The sequence below is a fragment of the Nocardia sp. NPDC059154 genome, assembly GCF_042755705.1.
In the GTDB taxonomy this organism is placed as follows: Bacteria; Actinomycetota; Actinomycetes; order Mycobacteriales; family Mycobacteriaceae; genus Nocardia.
The window spans coordinates 65,689-81,796 of sequence record NZ_JBHZCS010000012.1 but is presented as its reverse complement, the minus strand read 5'-3'; the positions used below and the strand labels follow the sequence as shown (position 1 = coordinate 81,796).

Annotated in this window: 17 protein-coding genes; 8 read left to right on the top strand and 9 right to left on the bottom strand. The window is 69.9% G+C overall.

What is annotated here, in order from left to right:
- Positions 1-135: 135 nt before the first annotated feature.
- Positions 136-498, bottom strand: coding sequence for a hypothetical protein (locus tag ACFXN1_RS13425; RefSeq protein ID WP_379445494.1), 363 nt, complete (start codon positions 496-498; stop codon positions 136-138).
- A 153-nt stretch (positions 499-651) separates the two neighbouring features.
- On the bottom strand, positions 652-867 hold the full coding sequence (locus tag ACFXN1_RS13420; RefSeq protein WP_379394194.1) for a zinc ribbon domain-containing protein: 216 nt from the start codon (positions 865-867) through the stop codon (positions 652-654).
- A gap of 111 nt (positions 868-978) precedes the next feature.
- Here ACFXN1_RS13420 and ACFXN1_RS13415 point away from each other — a divergent pair, with 111 nt between their 5' ends.
- Positions 979-2,538, top strand: a complete 1,560-nt coding sequence (locus tag ACFXN1_RS13415; protein ID WP_379394196.1) for a carboxylesterase/lipase family protein — start codon at positions 979-981, stop codon at positions 2,536-2,538.
- A 33-nt stretch (positions 2,539-2,571) separates the two neighbouring features.
- Here ACFXN1_RS13415 and ACFXN1_RS13410 read toward each other — a convergent pair whose 3' ends face one another.
- From ACFXN1_RS13410 to ACFXN1_RS13400, 3 genes are all read right to left on the bottom strand, one after another.
- Positions 2,572-3,867, bottom strand: coding sequence for a cytochrome P450 (locus tag ACFXN1_RS13410; RefSeq protein ID WP_379445504.1), 1,296 nt, complete (start codon positions 3,865-3,867; stop codon positions 2,572-2,574).
- Between the two features lie 124 nt (positions 3,868-3,991).
- Complete coding sequence (locus tag ACFXN1_RS13405) at positions 3,992-4,708, bottom strand: TIGR03089 family protein (RefSeq protein WP_379445493.1); 717 nt, start codon at positions 4,706-4,708, stop codon at positions 3,992-3,994.
- Positions 4,696-6,114 carry an LCP family protein gene (locus ACFXN1_RS13400; RefSeq protein WP_379445503.1) on the bottom strand — a complete coding sequence of 473 codons (1,419 nt, stop codon included), beginning with the start codon at positions 6,112-6,114 and terminating at the stop codon, positions 4,696-4,698. Before ACFXN1_RS13400 ends, ACFXN1_RS13405 begins: the two co-directional genes overlap by 13 nt.
- A gap of 234 nt (positions 6,115-6,348) precedes the next feature.
- Between ACFXN1_RS13400 and rfbD the strand changes: the two genes are divergently transcribed.
- Genes rfbD through ACFXN1_RS13385 form a run of 3 tightly spaced genes read left to right on the top strand, consistent with a single transcriptional unit; the run spans position 6,349 to position 9,319 of the window.
- Positions 6,349-7,266: a dTDP-4-dehydrorhamnose reductase gene (gene rfbD, locus ACFXN1_RS13395; protein ID WP_379445501.1), complete on the top strand. Its 918-nt coding sequence runs from the start codon at positions 6,349-6,351 to the stop codon at positions 7,264-7,266.
- On the top strand, positions 7,263-8,183 hold the full coding sequence (locus ACFXN1_RS13390) for a glycosyltransferase family 2 protein (protein ID WP_379394200.1): 921 nt from the start codon (positions 7,263-7,265) through the stop codon (positions 8,181-8,183). The genes rfbD and ACFXN1_RS13390 overlap by 4 nt, the downstream gene beginning before the upstream one ends.
- Positions 8,184-8,227: 44 nt before the next feature.
- A complete protein-coding gene (locus ACFXN1_RS13385; protein ID WP_354833902.1) occupies positions 8,228-9,319 on the top strand; it encodes an NDP-sugar synthase in 1,092 nt (363 codons plus the stop codon).
- A gap of 139 nt (positions 9,320-9,458) precedes the next feature.
- Here ACFXN1_RS13385 and ACFXN1_RS13380 read toward each other — a convergent pair whose 3' ends face one another.
- Positions 9,459-10,439, bottom strand: coding sequence for an ArsR/SmtB family transcription factor (locus tag ACFXN1_RS13380; protein WP_379444846.1), 981 nt, complete (start codon positions 10,437-10,439; stop codon positions 9,459-9,461).
- 57 nt (positions 10,440-10,496) lie between these two features.
- Between ACFXN1_RS13380 and ACFXN1_RS13375 the strand changes: the two genes are divergently transcribed.
- Positions 10,497-11,699, top strand: a complete 1,203-nt coding sequence (locus tag ACFXN1_RS13375; protein ID WP_379444847.1) for an MFS transporter — start codon at positions 10,497-10,499, stop codon at positions 11,697-11,699.
- A gap of 7 nt (positions 11,700-11,706) precedes the next feature.
- Here the strand turns inward: ACFXN1_RS13375 and ACFXN1_RS13370 are convergent, their stop codons facing one another.
- Both ACFXN1_RS13370 and ACFXN1_RS13365 read right to left on the bottom strand, forming a co-directional pair.
- Positions 11,707-11,925: a DUF4287 domain-containing protein gene (locus ACFXN1_RS13370; RefSeq protein ID WP_379444849.1), complete on the bottom strand. Its 219-nt coding sequence runs from the start codon at positions 11,923-11,925 to the stop codon at positions 11,707-11,709.
- Between the two features lie 75 nt (positions 11,926-12,000).
- A complete protein-coding gene (locus ACFXN1_RS13365; protein ID WP_379444850.1) occupies positions 12,001-12,423 on the bottom strand; it encodes a DUF4267 domain-containing protein in 423 nt (140 codons plus the stop codon).
- Positions 12,424-12,513: 90 nt separating this feature from the next.
- On the opposite strand from ACFXN1_RS13365, the gene ACFXN1_RS13360 reads away from it, so the two are divergent.
- Genes ACFXN1_RS13360 through ACFXN1_RS13350 form a run of 3 tightly spaced genes read left to right on the top strand, consistent with a single transcriptional unit; the run spans position 12,514 to position 15,040 of the window.
- A complete protein-coding gene (locus tag ACFXN1_RS13360; protein ID WP_379444851.1) occupies positions 12,514-13,092 on the top strand; it encodes a TetR/AcrR family transcriptional regulator in 579 nt (192 codons plus the stop codon).
- 47 nt (positions 13,093-13,139) lie between these two features.
- The gene (locus tag ACFXN1_RS13355; RefSeq protein ID WP_379394210.1) at positions 13,140-14,621 is read left to right on the top strand and encodes a phytoene desaturase family protein; all 1,482 of its coding nucleotides are present in this window, start codon (positions 13,140-13,142) and stop codon (positions 14,619-14,621) included.
- A gap of 17 nt (positions 14,622-14,638) precedes the next feature.
- A complete protein-coding gene (locus tag ACFXN1_RS13350; RefSeq protein ID WP_379444853.1) occupies positions 14,639-15,040 on the top strand; it encodes a DUF3052 domain-containing protein in 402 nt (133 codons plus the stop codon).
- 112 nt (positions 15,041-15,152) lie between these two features.
- Here ACFXN1_RS13350 and ACFXN1_RS13345 read toward each other — a convergent pair whose 3' ends face one another.
- Positions 15,153-16,088, bottom strand: coding sequence for a cation diffusion facilitator family transporter (locus tag ACFXN1_RS13345; RefSeq protein WP_379394214.1), 936 nt, complete (start codon positions 16,086-16,088; stop codon positions 15,153-15,155).
- Positions 16,089-16,108: the final 20 nt, after the last annotated feature.

The following is a 16,108-nucleotide window of genomic DNA, read 5'->3' as shown; positions in this document are numbered from 1 at the left end:
CGGCCCGCCACCGACACACACGATCTTCATCTCGTCACCGGCTCCAGCCGAATTGGTCGAACCTGGCTTCACATGGGTGGTACTCGATGCGACCGAGCCCGGCACGCTGTGCGTGTCCGGGCTCGATCACCGGCGCTAGAAGCTGCCCCAGCCACCCCAGCCGGGTAGCCACCAGCCGGGATTCCATCCCCAGCCGTTGCCGCCCCATCCCCAGCCGTTGCCGCCCCAACCCCAGCCATTGCCGCCCCAACCCCAGCCGTGGCCGCCACCCCAACCAGGGCCGTTACCCCAGCCGTGGCCGCCACCGCCACCCCAGCCGCCACCGCCACCCCAGCCGTGGCCGCCACCGCCACCCCAGCCGTGGCCGTCACCGCCACCGGGGTTGTCGACGAGTTGGGTTGCAGAGGTGGGCGTCGTTGCTTGCGCCGTAGGCGCTTTTGCCGCGGCTGCGGCGACCGGAATCGCGGCAAGTGCGGCTATACCGACAGCAGCCGCCAACCGTGCGAACCTTGTGCGTGAACTCTTTCTCTCGGTCATGATAGGGCTCCAGAAATGCTGTCCCGACCTGCTGGAAGTCTACGCGGTTTCGCCGAACTCTAGAAGACGCCGCATTGGACCATATATAATCCGCCGCTTCCGCCGGCCGCCGGATCAGCTACAGCAGCCGCCACCACAGCAGCCGCCACCACTCGACGGAGCCGGCGCGGGGGCGGTGCCGCCGCGGGTCACGGTCCCGAAGGTGGTCAGGAGTTTGACGGTGTCGTCATGGCCCTCCGGGCACGTCGCAGGGGCGGACGCCTCGGCCATGGGACGGGTCAGCTCGAAGGTGTCGCCGCAGCTGCGGCATCGATACGCATAGCTCGGCACCCGCCCAGCGTAAACGACGCCCGGGCGTACCGGCGGCGCGCTGACGTCGATCCCGCGGTGCACCCGGGACCACCCAGTACCCTCGATTTACGGAGTACGAGGAGGTGTGGTGTGAGCACTCGATTCTTCGACAGGCTGTCGGAACGTGATGGCGCGCCGGTTGCGCGGACCGCGAACGGCGAGGTGTCCGGTGTGCTGGACGGTGCGGTGGCGCTGTGGCGCGGCATTCCCTACGGCGCCAGCACGGCCGGGCCCAATCGCTTCCGATTGCCCCAGCCCCCGCAATCCTGGACCGGCGTCCGCGAATGCGTGCGTGTCGGTGACGTCGCCCCGCAGACCCCGGGCTTCGTGCCCGTCGACGCCAACCTGCGGATGGGCGAGAACTGCCTCTGGCTCAATCTCTGGGCCCCGGTCGCCGACGCGGACGAACTCCGCCCGGTCCTGGTGTGGCTGCACGGCGGGGCCTTCTGCTTGGGCACCGCCGCCCAGGCCATCTACGACGGGCGGCGGCTGGCCGAGACCGGTGACGTGATCGTGGTCGCGGTCAACTACCGGCTCGGCGCACTGGGCTTCCTCGACCTGTCCTCGCTCGGCGAGGAATTCGTCCCGAATCTGGGCCTGCACGACCAGATCGCCGCCCTGCAGTGGGTGCGCGACAATGCCGCGGCCTTCGGCGGCGATCCGGGCAATGTCACCATCTTCGGCGAATCCTCCGGCGCGGGCTGTGTCACCGCGCTGCTCACGTCACCGCTGTCGGCGGGCCTGTTCCATCGCGCCATTGCCCAATCCCCGCCCGCCACCACGGTTTTCGGGCCCGAACGCACCGCCGTGGTGGCCAAGCGCTATCTGGAACTGCTGGAGCTGACCCCCGACCATTCGGCCGAGCTGCTCACCATGCCCATCGAACGCATCGTGACCGCGGCCGGCGCCCTGCTCGACGAGGTGCCGCTGCGCGAACCCGGCCGGCTGGCCGCCGCGCCCGTGGTGGACGGCAACCTGCTGCCCGCGTACCCGAGCGAGCGCTTCCAGCAGGGCCGTTCGCACCGGGTGCCGCTGATCATCGGCACCAACAAGGACGAGGCCTCGCTGTTCCGGCTGTTCCGCTCGCCCATCATGCCGGTCACCCCGGACGCGGTGAACGCCATGCTGCGCGGGGTGGCCGCCGAACACCCCGGCCTGTCACCGGAGCGGCTGGCCGAGATCGCCTCCGCCTACGAGTCCAGCACCCCGCGCGGCGCGCTCACCATGTCCACCGACGCCGCCTTCCGCATGCCCTCGCACTGGGTGGCCGACGCGCATTCGGCGCACTCGCCGACCTGGATGTACCGCTTCGACCACGCCACCCCGATGCTCAAGGCCGCCCGGGTCGGCGCCGGCCACGCCACCGAATTACCCTATGTCTTCGGCAATTTCGGCTCCTTCGACTACGACCCCACCTTCTGGCTGGGCGGACGCAAAGCGGCACAGGAGGTTTCGGGCCGCATGATGCGCCGCTGGCTGGCCTTCGCCGAATACGGCGTGCCCGCCGCCATCGACGGCTCCAAGCACTGGCCGCCCTACAGCGCTGCGACCCGCACCACCCTGGTCATCGACAATATGGACCGCGTCATCGACGACCCCGACCGCGATCGCAATACCGTGTGGGGCGACGACGTGGTCGGGTTCTACTGAGCCACAATCGATCACACGGTGGGCCGCAATCGGTCACACGGTGGCGGTCGCACGCCGGCCCAGCCGGGCGGGCATGTGCGCGTAGCCGTGCAGGGTGTAGAGCCGGCGGCGTTCGGGCGTGCCCGCCAGTGTGAGATCGGGGAAGTTGTCGAACAGCGCGCGGAGCGCGTACGCGCCCTCCATCCGAGCCAGGCTCGCGCCCAGACAGGTGTGGATGCCGCTGGAGAACGTCAGGTGCTCGCGGGCATCGGCGCGGGTGATGTCGAAGCGGTTGGGGTCCTCGAACTTCTTCGGATCCCGGTTCGCGCCCGCCAGCGACATCACGAGCACCGTGCCCGCCGCCAGCCGGAAATCACCGACCTCGGCGTCGCACAGGGCGATTCGCGCGGTCATGGTGACCGGCGGGTCGAAACGCAGGATCTCGTCCACGGCCTGCGGCCACAGGTCCGGATCCGCGCGCAGCATGGCCAATTGCTCTGGATGCGAGAGCAATTGGACGATGCCGTTGCCGATCAGGTTGACGGTGGTCTCGAACCCCGCGCCCATCAGCAGGCTCGCGGTCGCCTTGAGCTCGCGCTCGTTCAGCTCCCCGGCCGTCACCAGGCTGGAGAGGATGTCCTCGCCGGGCGCGCGCCGCAGCTCGGCCAGGTGCTCGTTCAGATAGCTGTCCATGACACCCATGGCCGTGTAGGCATCGCGCCAGGACCGCCAGGAGATGCCGATGTCCAGCAGCGGGCTGGCCGCGTCACCCCAGCTGAGGAACTCGTCGCGGGAGGCCTGCGGGAAGCCCAGCATCTCGGTGATGATGGCGATCGGCACCTGCTGGGCGAAATCCGCGATGAGATCGGCGGAGCCGTTCGGCGGCAGCGCGTCCAGCAGCTCGGCGGTCACCGACTCCACCCGGTCGCGCAGCCGGCCGACGGCGCGCGGGGTGAAGGCCGCCGACACCGACTTGCGGATGCGGGTGTGATCCGGCGGATCGATCATCAGCATCGATGGCGGTTCGACCGGATTGGGTGGGGTCTGCGCCCGCTTCAGCCGGTCGCGCAGCCACGCCGGCATATCCACGCCATCGGGCCCGAATGCGCCGAAGCGATTGTCACGCAGGATGGCCCGGGTCAGCTCGTAGTCGGCGGAGGCCCAGGTGTACGGGTTGTGCACCAGGCGGCCGCGGCGGCGAATCTCCTCGATCTGCGGGTACGGGTCGTGCAGCGCGTCCGAGGTGGTGATCAGTTTCGCGAACGGGTTGTCCTGCCGCGCCTGCAGTCGCAGCGCCCACCGCGGGGCGCCGTGCTCGACCAGCCACCGGGTCCAATATCGCGGACTCATCATCGCGGGACTCCCTCGTCGTCGGATGATTCCACCGTACGGAAACCGCCGCGGACGAGAAACATCCTGAGGAGGGAAAAGGCCCTCCTACCGCGGTAGGAGGGCCGTACTCGGAAAGGCGTGCTCAGCGGCGCTGGGCGGTCACCCGCTCCGACGTCAGGCGGCGTTCCTGGGCGGCCGCGTCGGGATTGGCGACCTGGACCAGCGAGGCGCCCGCGGCCAGCACCGCCACGAACCCGTCGACGAGTTCGGCCGGGGTGTCCCAGGACGCGGTCGACAGCACCCGGTCCTCGGCGGTGAAGCCCTGGCGGGCAGCGGATTTGCGGGCCTCGTCGAGGACTGCGGAGACCGAGGTGCCGTCGAGCGCGCAGCCGATGCCGCGCGGATGGAACTGGTCGCCGTGCACGCGCACCGAGGTGGCGTAGTCGGTGACGCCGATCGGCAGATCGCGCACCGGCATGCCCATCGGATCCAGGGAGAGGGCGGCGACCTCCGCGATCCCGTCGGCCTCGTCGATGCGGTCGGCGGTGACCAGCGCCAGCTCGGCGTCGGGATCGGCGTGCAGCACCACCTCCACACCCGCCCACCAGCAGCCCAGCAGCACGGCCGCGGTCTGCCAGTGCGCCGGGAGCAGCACCGCGACCCGGGCGCCGGAGGACAGCCCGAATTCGTCGCGAATCATATTGGCGGTCTTGGCCGCCCAGTTGGCCAGCGTCAGCGCGGACAGCTCGATCCGCGCGCCGCTGGCGTCGTCGTAGTAGGTGATGCGCGGGCCCGCGGGGTCGCGGGCGAGGATGGGGTCGAGTACCGCTTCGGTGAGGGTCTCGTTCAGTTCACGCATTTCGGTCCGTTCGTACCGGCGTCGATGGGTGGGGCGGGCGGCACCGGCGTCGCGGTCGTACTGCTTCCGGAGAAGTCGAAGGTGGCGCTGCCGGTCGCCGAACCCGGACCAGCGTAGTCAGTCGCCAGCACCACGCGAATCGCCCCCTGGGGCAGTCCTGATTCCGCCATCACCGGCAGCCCGCCCAGCGCCTGTGCCACCGCCCGCGCCTTGTCGTCGCCGCTCGAGGCCGCCAGCACCCGGCTGCTCTGGATCGGGCCGCCGATCCAGTTGTCCACCGTGCCGGTGCGGAAACCCTTGGCCGCCAGCGCCTGCGCCGCCTGCGCGGCGAGGCCGGCGGTGCCCGAGGCGTTGTAGACGTCGACGGTCACCGTGGACGGGTCCACCCCGCCCTCGCTCGGGGCGTCGCCGACCGCCTTGGCCACGTACTTGTGCACCGCCGCCGGATCCACCCGGACCACGGATTGGCCGTTGTCGGTCCAGCCGTTGAGGTCCTTGACCGGGATGGTCTCGAACTTCACCTGGCCGCCGGACAGGTCCTGCAGCTCGTGCAGGAAGCCGATCACATCCCAGCCGTCGTCGAGCACGACGGTGCGGCCGACGGCATCGCTGAGATCCTTCAGCCGGCTGGGACTGGTGAGCGTCTTGGCGCTGAGCACCTGGTGCACGAGCTGCGCCATGTACACCTGCTGACGCACGATCCGGTCCACGTCGCCGCGTGGCAGCTGGTGGCGCTGACGCACGAAGCTCAAAGCGTGTGCGCCATCGAGCTTCTGCTCCCCGGCGGGGAAGTCCGCGCCCGAAAGCGGTTCGTCCACCGGATTGTTCAGGCACACCTCGACGCCGCCGACGGCATCGGTGAGCAGCACGAACCCCAGCAGCCCGATCTCGGCGTAGTGGTCCACGGTGATGCCGGTGAGGTTGGCCACCGTCTTGACCAGCGCCTGCCGCCCGGCCTCCGTCGACTGACGATCGGCCTCGGCCGGGCTGGCGCCCTTGTCGATCAGCTTCTGCTCCGTGGTCGCCTTGGTGACGCCGTAGGCGGAGTTGATCTTTCCCATGCCCACCCCGGGGATGTCGACGTAGGAGTCGCGGGGGATGGAGATGGCGGTCGCCGAGCTGCCGTCGTTGGGCACCCGGATGAGCACGATGGTGTCGGTGTTGAGCCCGCCCTCGCCGTCGTCGCCGGCGTGCAGCATGGCCAATTCATCGGCGGTGAGCGAGTTTCCGTGGGCGTCGGTGCGGGAGTCGATGCCGACCATCAGGATGTCGGTCGCGCCGTCGGCCTTGTCGCCGCCGAGTCCCAGATTGCCGATCCGCTCGATGCCCGCCACCAGCTGATCCACGCTGTGCCAGCCCAATCCGGTCACCGTCAGCACCAGCACCGAGATCACGGCGGCCACCATGCGGCCCGGACCGCCGCCCCATAGCTCGCGCGATCCCGTACCGGATCGCGGCGATAGCGGCGCGGATGCCCAGGTGCGGTCCGGCAACCCGATCTCCCTTTCGCGTCTTCGGCCGAGCGGACCCCGATGAGCGAGGTCGCGTCGATGGGAAGGCCCCCGCCAGTCAGGCTAGTGGCGGTAGCGGTGATGTTGCGGTATCGCCGGCTCCGTGAGTCGTGCGGGGTCCGTGCCAGACTGACAGCCGTGACCGCCCATGACGTGAGCCCGACCACCGGCCGACCGCGCCCGGATTCCGCGCCACTGCTGGTGACGGGGGCGCGCGGTCAGCTCGGGCGCGCGGTGATGACGCTCGCGCCCGGCGCACGTGGCGTAGCCCACACCGATCTCGACATCACCGACGCCGATGCCGTGCGCAAGCTGGTGAATCCCGGTGACGTGCTGATCAACTGCGCCGCCTACACCGCCGTCGACCGGGCCGAGACCGACGTGGACGCCGCCTTCGCGGTGAATGCCACCGGGCCGGGCGTGCTGGCCCGGGTGTGCGCCGAGAACGGCGCGCGGCTGATCCACGTCTCCACCGACTACGTCTTCCCCGGCACCGGCACGCACCCGTACGAACCGGACGATCCGACCGGACCGGCAACGGTCTACGGACGGTCGAAACTGGCTGGGGAGCAAGCGGTTCTGGAGTTCGCGCCCGAGGCGGACATCGTGCGCACCGCGTGGGTCTACACCGGCGCGGGCGCCGACTTCGTGGCCACCATGCGGCGGCTGGAAGGCGAGCGCGACACCATCACCGTGGTGCGCGACCAGATCGGGTCGCCCACCTACGCGCCCGATCTGGCGGCCGGCCTGCTGGAACTGGCGTCCCGGCCCGGCAATCCCACTACACCCCGAATCCTGCACGCCACCAATGGCGGACAGGCCAGTTGGTTCGAGCTGGCCCGGGCCGTCTTCGCCGGCCTCGGCGCGGACCCGGAACGCGTACTGCCCTGCGGCACCGAGGATTTCCCGAGACCCGCTCCGCGCCCGGCATATTCGGTCCTTTCGGGCAATTCGTGGGCCGCCGCGGGCCTGTCGCCACTGCGTCACTGGAAGCAGGCACTGAACGACGCACTGACCGCCATCTCCGACTATCCTGGGCCCCCGTGAGCCCCTCGGATTCTGTCGGACAACCCCCCGCTGCGGAGAAAAAACCGCAGCTGGCCGTCGTCACGGTGACCTACTCGCCCGGCGAGCACCTGGAACACTTCATCAGCACGCTGGCCACCGCTACCGGTGAGAAGCCGCAGGTCATCCTGGCCGACAACGGCTCGGTGGACGGCACCCCGGAAATGGCCGCCGAGGCCAACGCCCATGTGCGCCTGCTGCGCACCGGCGGCAATATCGGCTACGGCGGCGCCATCAACCGCGCGGTCGCCGAGATCGACCCGGACATCGAATTCATCGTCATCGCCAACCCGGACGTGCGCTGGGGCACCGACTCCATCGACGAGCTGCTGGCCGCGGCCCGCCGCTGGCCGCGCGCCGGGGCCCTGGGCCCGATGGTGCTCGAGCCGGACGGCAGCACCTACCCCTCCGCGCGCTCGGTGCCCGGCATCGCCGACGGCGCCGGCCACGCCATCCTGGGCAGCATCTGGCCCAAGAACCCGTGGACCCTGCGCTACCGCCAGGACAACGAGGAGATCTCCGAGCGTTCGGTCGGCTGGCTGTCGGGCTCGTGCCTGCTGGTGCGCCGGGCCGCCTTCGACTCCATCGACGGTTTCGACTCCCGCTACTTCATGTACATGGAGGACGTCGACTTCGGTGATCGGATGGGCAAGGCCGGCTGGCACAATGTCTTCGTGCCGTCCGCTGAGGTCACGCATGCCAAGGGGCATGCCGCGGGTCGTCACCCGGAGACCATGCTGCCCGCGCACCACGCCAGCGCCTATCGTTTCCAGGCCGACCGGCATCCGCACTGGTGGCAGGCTCCGCTGCGCATCGCGCTGAAGGCTGGACTTGCGATCCGATGCCGGCTTGCGGTTCGATCCGCACTGCGCGAACGTGATCGAAACGAGAGTGTTTAACATCGCGGGCGCGCATTCCTGACAACCTGACAACAGGGGAGAAGATGGCGAACAGCGGTAGTACCGCCGGGTCGACGGACGCGGTGATCCTGGTCGGAGGCCAGGGCACCCGCCTGCGTCCGCTGACCTTGTCCGCCCCCAAGCCGATGCTGCCCACGGCCGGACTGCCGTTCCTGCAGCATCTGCTGGCCCGCATCGCCGATGCCGGCATCACCCACGTGGTGCTCGGCACCTCCTACAAGGCGGAGGTGTTCGAGGAGCACTTCGGTGACGGCTCCGACCTCGGCCTCGAGCTCGAATACGTCACCGAGACCGAACCGCTGGGCACCGGCGGCGGCATCCGCAATGTGCTGCCCAAGCTGCGCGCCGACACCGTCCTGGTGTTCAACGGCGACGTACTCGGCGGCACCGACCTCGGCAGCGTCCTCGAGACCCACCACACCTCCGGCGCGGACGTCACCCTGCACCTGGTGCGGGTGAGCGACCCCCGCGCCTTCGGCTGCGTCCCCACTGACGAGAACGGCCGGGTCACCGCATTCCTGGAGAAGACCCAGGATCCGCCGACCGATCAGATCAACGCGGGCTGCTACGTCTTCCGTCGCGAGTACATCGAGAAGATCCCCGCCGGCCGTCCGGTCTCGGTCGAGCGGGAGACCTTCCCATCGCTGCTCGCCGAGGGCGCGCACATCCAGGGCCACGTGGACATCTCCTACTGGCGTGACATGGGCACCCCCGAGGACTTCGTCCGCGGCTCGGCCGACCTGGTCCGCGGCATCGCCCCGTCCCCGGCTCTGCCGGGCCAGCGCGGCGAATCCCTGGTCCACCCCGGTGCGGGTATCGCCCCCGGTGCCCTCCTCATCGGCGGCACGGTCGTCGGCCGCGGCGCCGAGGTCGGCGCGGGCGCCCGCCTCGACGGCGCGATCCTCTTCGACGGCGCGCGCGTGGAAGCCGGTGCCACCGTGGAGCGTTCGATCATCGGCTTCGGCGCCCGGATCGGCCCGCGCGCCCTGGTCCGCGATGCCGTCATCGGCGACGGCGCCAACGTCGGCGCCCGCTGCGAACTCCTCCGCGGCGCCCGCATCTGGCCCGGCGTCGACATCCCCGACGGCGGCATCCGCTTCTCCACCGACGTCTGACCCCACGAAGCCCCTCGATCGGCCGTCCACCTCCCGAGGTGGACGGCCGATCACGTTCCGGCAGTTCGACATTCGCCACGTCGTGGTCGGCATACAGTGTCGATCGCGGGCGACGATAACGTCCGATCGCGGACGGTGATTACTCCGAAGCGAGTGCGGCCAGCAGGGATTCGCCGCGCGGCGTGAGACGGTAGACGACATTTCGGCCGGTGCGGGCGCCGGCGATGATGCCCGCGTCGCGCAGTACGGCGAGGTGGGCGCCGACAGTGCCGAGTGAGATGTCGAGCAGGGCTGCCAGTTGGGTGCTGGTGGCGGGGGCCGTCAGTTCGCGGGTGACGCGGGCGCGGCCGGGGCCGAGCAGGGTGGCGAGCGGGTCGGAATCGGGGGCAGGCGCGGGGGCGGCGGTGCCGCGGGCCTGGTAGACCAGGGCGTAGGCGGGTGGGTTGTCGCAGGTCCACCAGCCGCCCGGGGTGGTGCGGGGGACGAAGATCAGGCCTTCCTCGGTGATGTCGAGGTCGGGGTAGTCCTGGTTGCTGAAGCGGATGGCGGTTTCGGCAGCGGACCAGATGGGTTTGGCGCGCAGTGAGGCGATGGCCTCGTGCCAGCCGTGGTCGGCGACCAGTCCGGCGCGAAAGGTGATGTCGCGGTCCAGGATCGCGCGCCGGCGCGCCCAATCCGGGGCGACCAGTGCGGTCCAGGCGTGCTCGAAAACGGCGGCGATGCGCGGTCCCAGATTGTCCAGCGTCAGCCAGCCGGTGTCCGGTTCTGCCCAGCACGCCGTCAGTGAATCGCGGACCTCGGCCCGCACCAGATCATCGGAATAGGCTGCGACCGCGGCCAATTCGTCGGCCAGACGGGTGTTCATCCCACCGGTGGGCGGGATGGCGACGAAGGACGGGAACCATTTGGTGGCGGCGACCAGCGGCACCAGCCCGGCGGCCACCGGATCACGGTCCAGCCATTCCGAAAGAGTGGGCCGGAGGCGGGCGTGCCGGTCCGAGTAGGCCGGATCGGTGTTCGGCCGCTGCAGGGCGATGAGCGTGCCGAGCGTTTCGGCCAGGGGTGACAGGGCGAAGCGGCACCGGGTCAGCGCGACCGCGTTCAATCTGAGCAAGGTCATGTTTCGCCTTTCTCCGAAGCGTTAGCCTAGCGAGCCCCGCCCGATGAATATCGGAGCGTGGTCTCGCTTTCCGTTCAGCCCCGCCTGTCGCCGCCGTTCCGGCGGTTCCTGCTGATCCGCGCGATCTCGCTGGCAGGGAGTGCGATGACGCCGGTGGCGTTGGCGCTCGCGGTGCTGGGGGTTTCAGGGCGGGCGGGGGATCTGGGGATTGTGCTTGCGGCGCAGGTGATTCCGCAGATCGGGTTGCTGTTGGTCGGTGGCGTGGTGGCCGATCGGTGGTCCAGGCGGGCGGTGTTGGTAGGGGCCAATCTGTGTGCGGGGGTGACGCAGGCCGCCGTGGCCGCGGTGCTGATCGGCGGGCACTACAGCCTGCCGGTGATCGCGGGGTTGGAGTTGCTCAATGGGGCCGCGAGTGCATTCGCCGCGCCCGCGTTGCGGGGGATCGTGCCGGAACTGGTGGCGGATCATGCGCTGCAACGGGCGAATTCGCTGTTGGCGGGGACCCGCAATGCCACCAAGATCCTCGGGCCGACGGCGGCGGGGGTGCTGGTGGCCACGGTCGGCGGGGGCTGGGCGATCGCGGTCGACGCGGCGAGCTTCCTCGTCGCCGCCATGCTGCTGACCCGGTTGCGGCTCGCCCCGGCGGTCGCCCAGCCGGGTGCCGGGCTGTGGCGGGAGCTGCGGGCCGGGTGGCGGACCTTCCGGGGCATCCGCTGGGTGTGGGTGATCACGGTGTCGTTCTGCCTGATCAACCTGCTGTATACGGGTGTCTGGCAGATCCTCGGCCCGGCGCTGACCCAGCACCGGGCCGGGGACGCGGCCTGGGGACTGGTGCTCGGCGTGCGGGCGCTCGGACTGCTCGCCATGAGTGCGCTGATGTATCGGCTCACGTTCCGATATCTGTTGCGCGCCGGGCAGTTGCTCGGGGTGTTCGGCGGATTCGGGCTGCTGGCACTGGGTTTCGGAGCCGGTCTGCCGATGCTCCTGGGATGTGCCTTCCTGGCCGGAGTGGGCTTCACTGCCCTCGATATCGCTTCGGAAGTCTCACTGCAGCAGCATGTTCCGCGTGACATGCTCTCGCGGGTCACCGCCTACGGCGATCTGCTGTCCTATGCGGCGATCCCGGTCGGGCAGCTGATGGTGGGGCCGCTGGCCGCCCGCTTCGGTGCGTCGCCGGTGGCGCTGGTGGGGGGACTCGCCTTCGCCGCGGTGTCCCTCGCGCCGCTGCTGGTGGCCGAGGTGCGTGACCTTCCCGGGTAGGGGCGGGTCAGCGCTCCCACTTGCCGGGGTTGAGGTGGAACTGGACCAGGGCGGTGGCGTGGCCGTGGCCCAGCTCGTGTTCGGTCTTCAGCCAGTTGACCAGGTCCTTGTGGCCGGTGCGGCCGGAGGCGGTCAGTACGGCGAACCATTCGTCCGCGGGGCGGCCGTGTTTGGCCTCGATGGAGGGGAAGTACGAGGCCGGGCCGTGGGGCTTGGTGGTCGCCATGATCATCTCCTTGCGCTGTGGTGTCGAAGGGATCGACGGTGCGGCGCGGGCGAATTCATCGCGGTGTGACGCGGGTCATGCGGTGATGGCGCGTCCTGCAGTGGCGGTGCGCTCGTTCACCAGGAGCAGGCCGGTGGCGGCGACCAGGGCGGCGGTCACGCCGTGGACGCCGAAGGCTGTGGCCGTCGAGCCGTCGTGGCGCAGGATGGTGAGCATGTCGCCGGTGGGGATGGTGGCCATGACCAGCATGACGATGCCCAGTGCGTACCGCTCGCGGGCGGCGAGCAGGGCCACGATGAGCAGCGCGCAGGCCGCATCGCGGACACCCTTGACGTTCAGGAAGTCGGCGGCTTCGCCGGTGGGGGAGACCCGCATGCCGAAGGTGGGCGCCATGGCCTGCGGGTCGGCCAGGTAGCGGAAGCCGATGTAGCCGATGAAGCCGGCTCCGGCGACGGCGAGGGTGGTGGCGATGCGGGAGGTGAGGCGCGAGGTGATCATGTCCGGTGCTCCAAATTCTAGCGTCGCTAACTGATGAAGCAACGCTATCCCATTCGTCGGTAGTTTGTCTAGCGGTGCTAGAGTTTCCTCATGAGCGTCATCCAGACCCGTAAGGAACGTGAGCGTGCCGAGCGCCGGCAGCGCATCGTCGACACCGCCCGCGAGATCGCCGAGACCGACAGCTGGGACGCGGTCACCGTGCGCAAGCTCGCCGAACGCATCGAATACAGCCAGCCCGTCCTGTACAGCCATTTCGCCGGGAAGGACGCCATCGTGTCGGCCGTCGCCGAGGCGGGCTGCGCCGAATTCGGCGCGGTCGTCAAGCAACTGCGGGCGTCCGCCGCCACCCCGGAAGAGGCGCTGCGCGCGGTCGCCCAGGGCTTCCTCGACTTCGCCCGAGACAGCGCCGCCCTCTACGACGCCATGTTCCTGCTGCACACCGACCTGAAGTTCGGCCCCGAGGCGCCGCAGGCGTTGAAGGACGCCTTCGGCGAGCTGCTGCAGACCTTCGCCCCCTTCGCCCCGCCGCACGACCCCGAGACCTTCACCGAGGTCGGCTGGAGCAGCCTGCACGGGCTGGCCACCCTGGATCGCAGTGGCCGCCTGCGGCCCGGCTTCCGGGACCAGCGGCTGGAAATCCTGGTCGCGCAATGGGTTCGCGGTGACTGACCCCATGGTTACGCCACCACCGGCCGTGCCCGGCCTACGCTGAATTCATGGCTGACGCGGTGGTGGTCGGATCCGGGCCCAACGGGCTGGTGGCGGCGGTGATCCTGGCCCGGGCCGGGCTCGAGGTGGAAGTGTACGAGGCCTCCGACCACATCGGCGGCGGCTGCCGCACCGGTGAGGTGACCCTGCCGGGCTTCCACCACGACCTGTGCGCGGGCGCGCATCCCATGGCGGTGGCGTCCCCGGTCTTCCGGGCCTTCGATCTGAAGACGCACGGCGTCGAATTGCTCACCCCGCAGGTTTCCTACGCCCATCCGCTCGACGGCGGGCACGCCGGTCTGGCCTGGCTCGATCTCGACCGGACCGCCGACGGCCTGGGGCGCGACGGCGGTTCCTGGCGGCGGCTGTTCGGCCCGCTGGTGCGCAAGTGGGAGGACCTGGTCGGGCTGGCCATGTCGGACCTGCGGCATCCGCCGATCGACCCGGCCGGCCTGCTGCACCTGGATCCGGGCATCGAACTGCGCTTCGTCCGCCGGCTGCTCGAACAGTCGACGCCGTTGTGGAACATGCGTTTTCGCGAGGACATCGCGCCCGCCCTGCTGACCGGCATAGCCGCGCATGCCATCCGGCCCCCGCGCGGTGTGCCGGGCGCGGGCGTCGCGATGCTGCTCGGCACCCTCGCCCATGTGAGTGGCTGGCCGGTCCCGCGCGGCGGCAGCCAGGCCATCGTGGACGCGCTCGCCGATGATCTGAAAACTCATAGCGGCCGCATCTTCACCGGCCACCGCGTGGATTCCCTCGACGAATTCGACGAGGTCCGGGCCGTGCTGCTGGATGTCGCGCCCGCCGAACTCCAGCGCATCGCGACCCTGCCCGCCCGATACAACTTCGCGCTCAACAGGTTCCGCTACGGCGGCGCGGCCTGCAAGGTGGACTTCGCGCTCGCCGGACCCGTGCCGTGGCAGGCCACCGGCTGCGATCGTGCCGGCACCCTGCACCTGGTCGGCACCCGCGCCGAGGCCGTCGCCGCCGAAAAGGCGGTGGCCGCAGGGCGGCACGCCGACCGCCCCTACGTGCTGGCCATCCAGCCCGGCGTCGTCGATCCGACCCGGGCCCCGGAGGGCAAGCACACCCTCTACACCTACGCCCACGTCCCCAACGGTTCCGCCGAGGATCTCACCGAGGCCGTCACCGCCCAGGTCGAACGCTTCGCCCCCGGCTTCCGCGACCTCGTTCTCGCCACCCATGTCCGCACGGCCGCCACCATGCCCGCCCACAACCCGAACTACATCGGCGGCGACATCTCGGCGGGCGCGATGACCTTGCGCCAGACCGTCTTCCGCCCCGCGCCCCGCTGGAATCCGTACTCGACCCCGCTACCCGGGGTCTACCTGTGCTCCTCGGCCACCCCGCCCGGCCCGGGCGTGCACGGCATGAACGGCTACTACGCCGCCCGCCACACCCTGCGCACCGAATTCGACGTCCGCACCGACCCTCTCGAACTACTCACCGACCACTGGCGCATCTGATTGCTACGCTCCGGGGCATGGCCGGATATTCGGGGACGCCCCTGCCGCGCAAGCTCGGCATCAAGGCCGAGAGCCGGGTGCTGCTGGCCGGTGCGCCGGCGGGTTTCGAGCTGGGTGAACTGCCCGGCGGGGTCGAGGTGCATCGCCGGGCGGGCGCCGGGCCCTACGACGTGATCCTCGGGTTCTGTCCGGACCGCGCCACCCCGACGCGCCGGTTCCCCGGGTGGCGGCAGCGGCTCGCGGTCGCCGGCGGCCTGTGGCTGGCCTGGCCCAAGAAGGCGAGCGGCGTGCCCACCGATCTCGGTGAGAACGCCGCTCGGGAATACGGTTTGGCTCAGGGGCTGGTCGACAACAAGGTCGCCGCCATCGACGACACCTGGTCGGGATTGCGGTTCGTCATCCGCCTCGCCGATCGATAAGTGACAACTGATTTCGTGCCGGTCGGGGTAACTCGTCGGGTACCTCCGAAATCGGTTGGGCCGTCAACCGCCGGCACGGGTTCCCAACTGTCAACGGCACCTGAGCCGTCCGCTAAAGGCTCGGGGAGGCGGGGGAGTGTGTCCGATACAGATCCGGCTCCAGGTAGATGACCCGGGCGGCCGGGACCTCGGCGCGCACCCGCGCCTCGGCGTCGTCGATCGCGGTGGCGATATCGGCGATCGTCAGGCCGGGCACGATGGAAACCTTTGCGGCCACCAGCATTTCCTCCGGACCCAGATACTGGGTGCGCAGGTGGATGACCCGGTCGATGCGGCGGTCGTCGACCAGCGCGGTGCGGATCGCGGCGTCCTCCTCGGGCGTCGCGCCCTCGCCGATGAGCAGGCTCTGCATCTCGATGATGAGGATGACGGCGATGACGCCGAGCAGCAGGCCGATGGCCAGGGTGCCCACGCCGTCCCACACCGGATCGCCGGTGATCATGGTCAGGCTGATGGCCGCGAAGGCGAAGATCAGGCCGATCAGCGCGCCCGAGTCCTCCAGCAGCACCACCGGCAGCTCCGGATTGCGCGAGTTACGGATGAACCGCCACCAGCTCGAATTGCCCTTGAGCGGCTTGGATTCCCGCATGGCGGTGATGAAGCTGAAGCCCTCCAGGCAGATGGCGAGGCCGAGGATGACTATCGCGACGATCGGGTTGGACAGTTCCTCGGGATGCTGGATCTTGTGGATGCCCTCCCAGATCGCGTACAGCGAGCCGAGCGCGAAGATGACCAGCGCGACCACGAACGAATAGAAGTACCGGTTGCGCCCGTAGCCGAACGGGTGCAGCTGGTCGGCCTCCTGTTCCGCGCGGCGCTGGCCGAGCAGCAGCAGCCCCTGGTTGGAGGTGTCGGCCACCGAGTGCACGGCCTCGGCCAGCATGGACGCCGATCCGGTGATCGCCGCACCCACGAATTTGGCCGCCGCGATACCGGCGTTCGCGCTCAGCGCCGCCAGGATGGCCTTCTTACCGCCGCCCGCAGACAATGAATCGCCCCTTCCCGAAT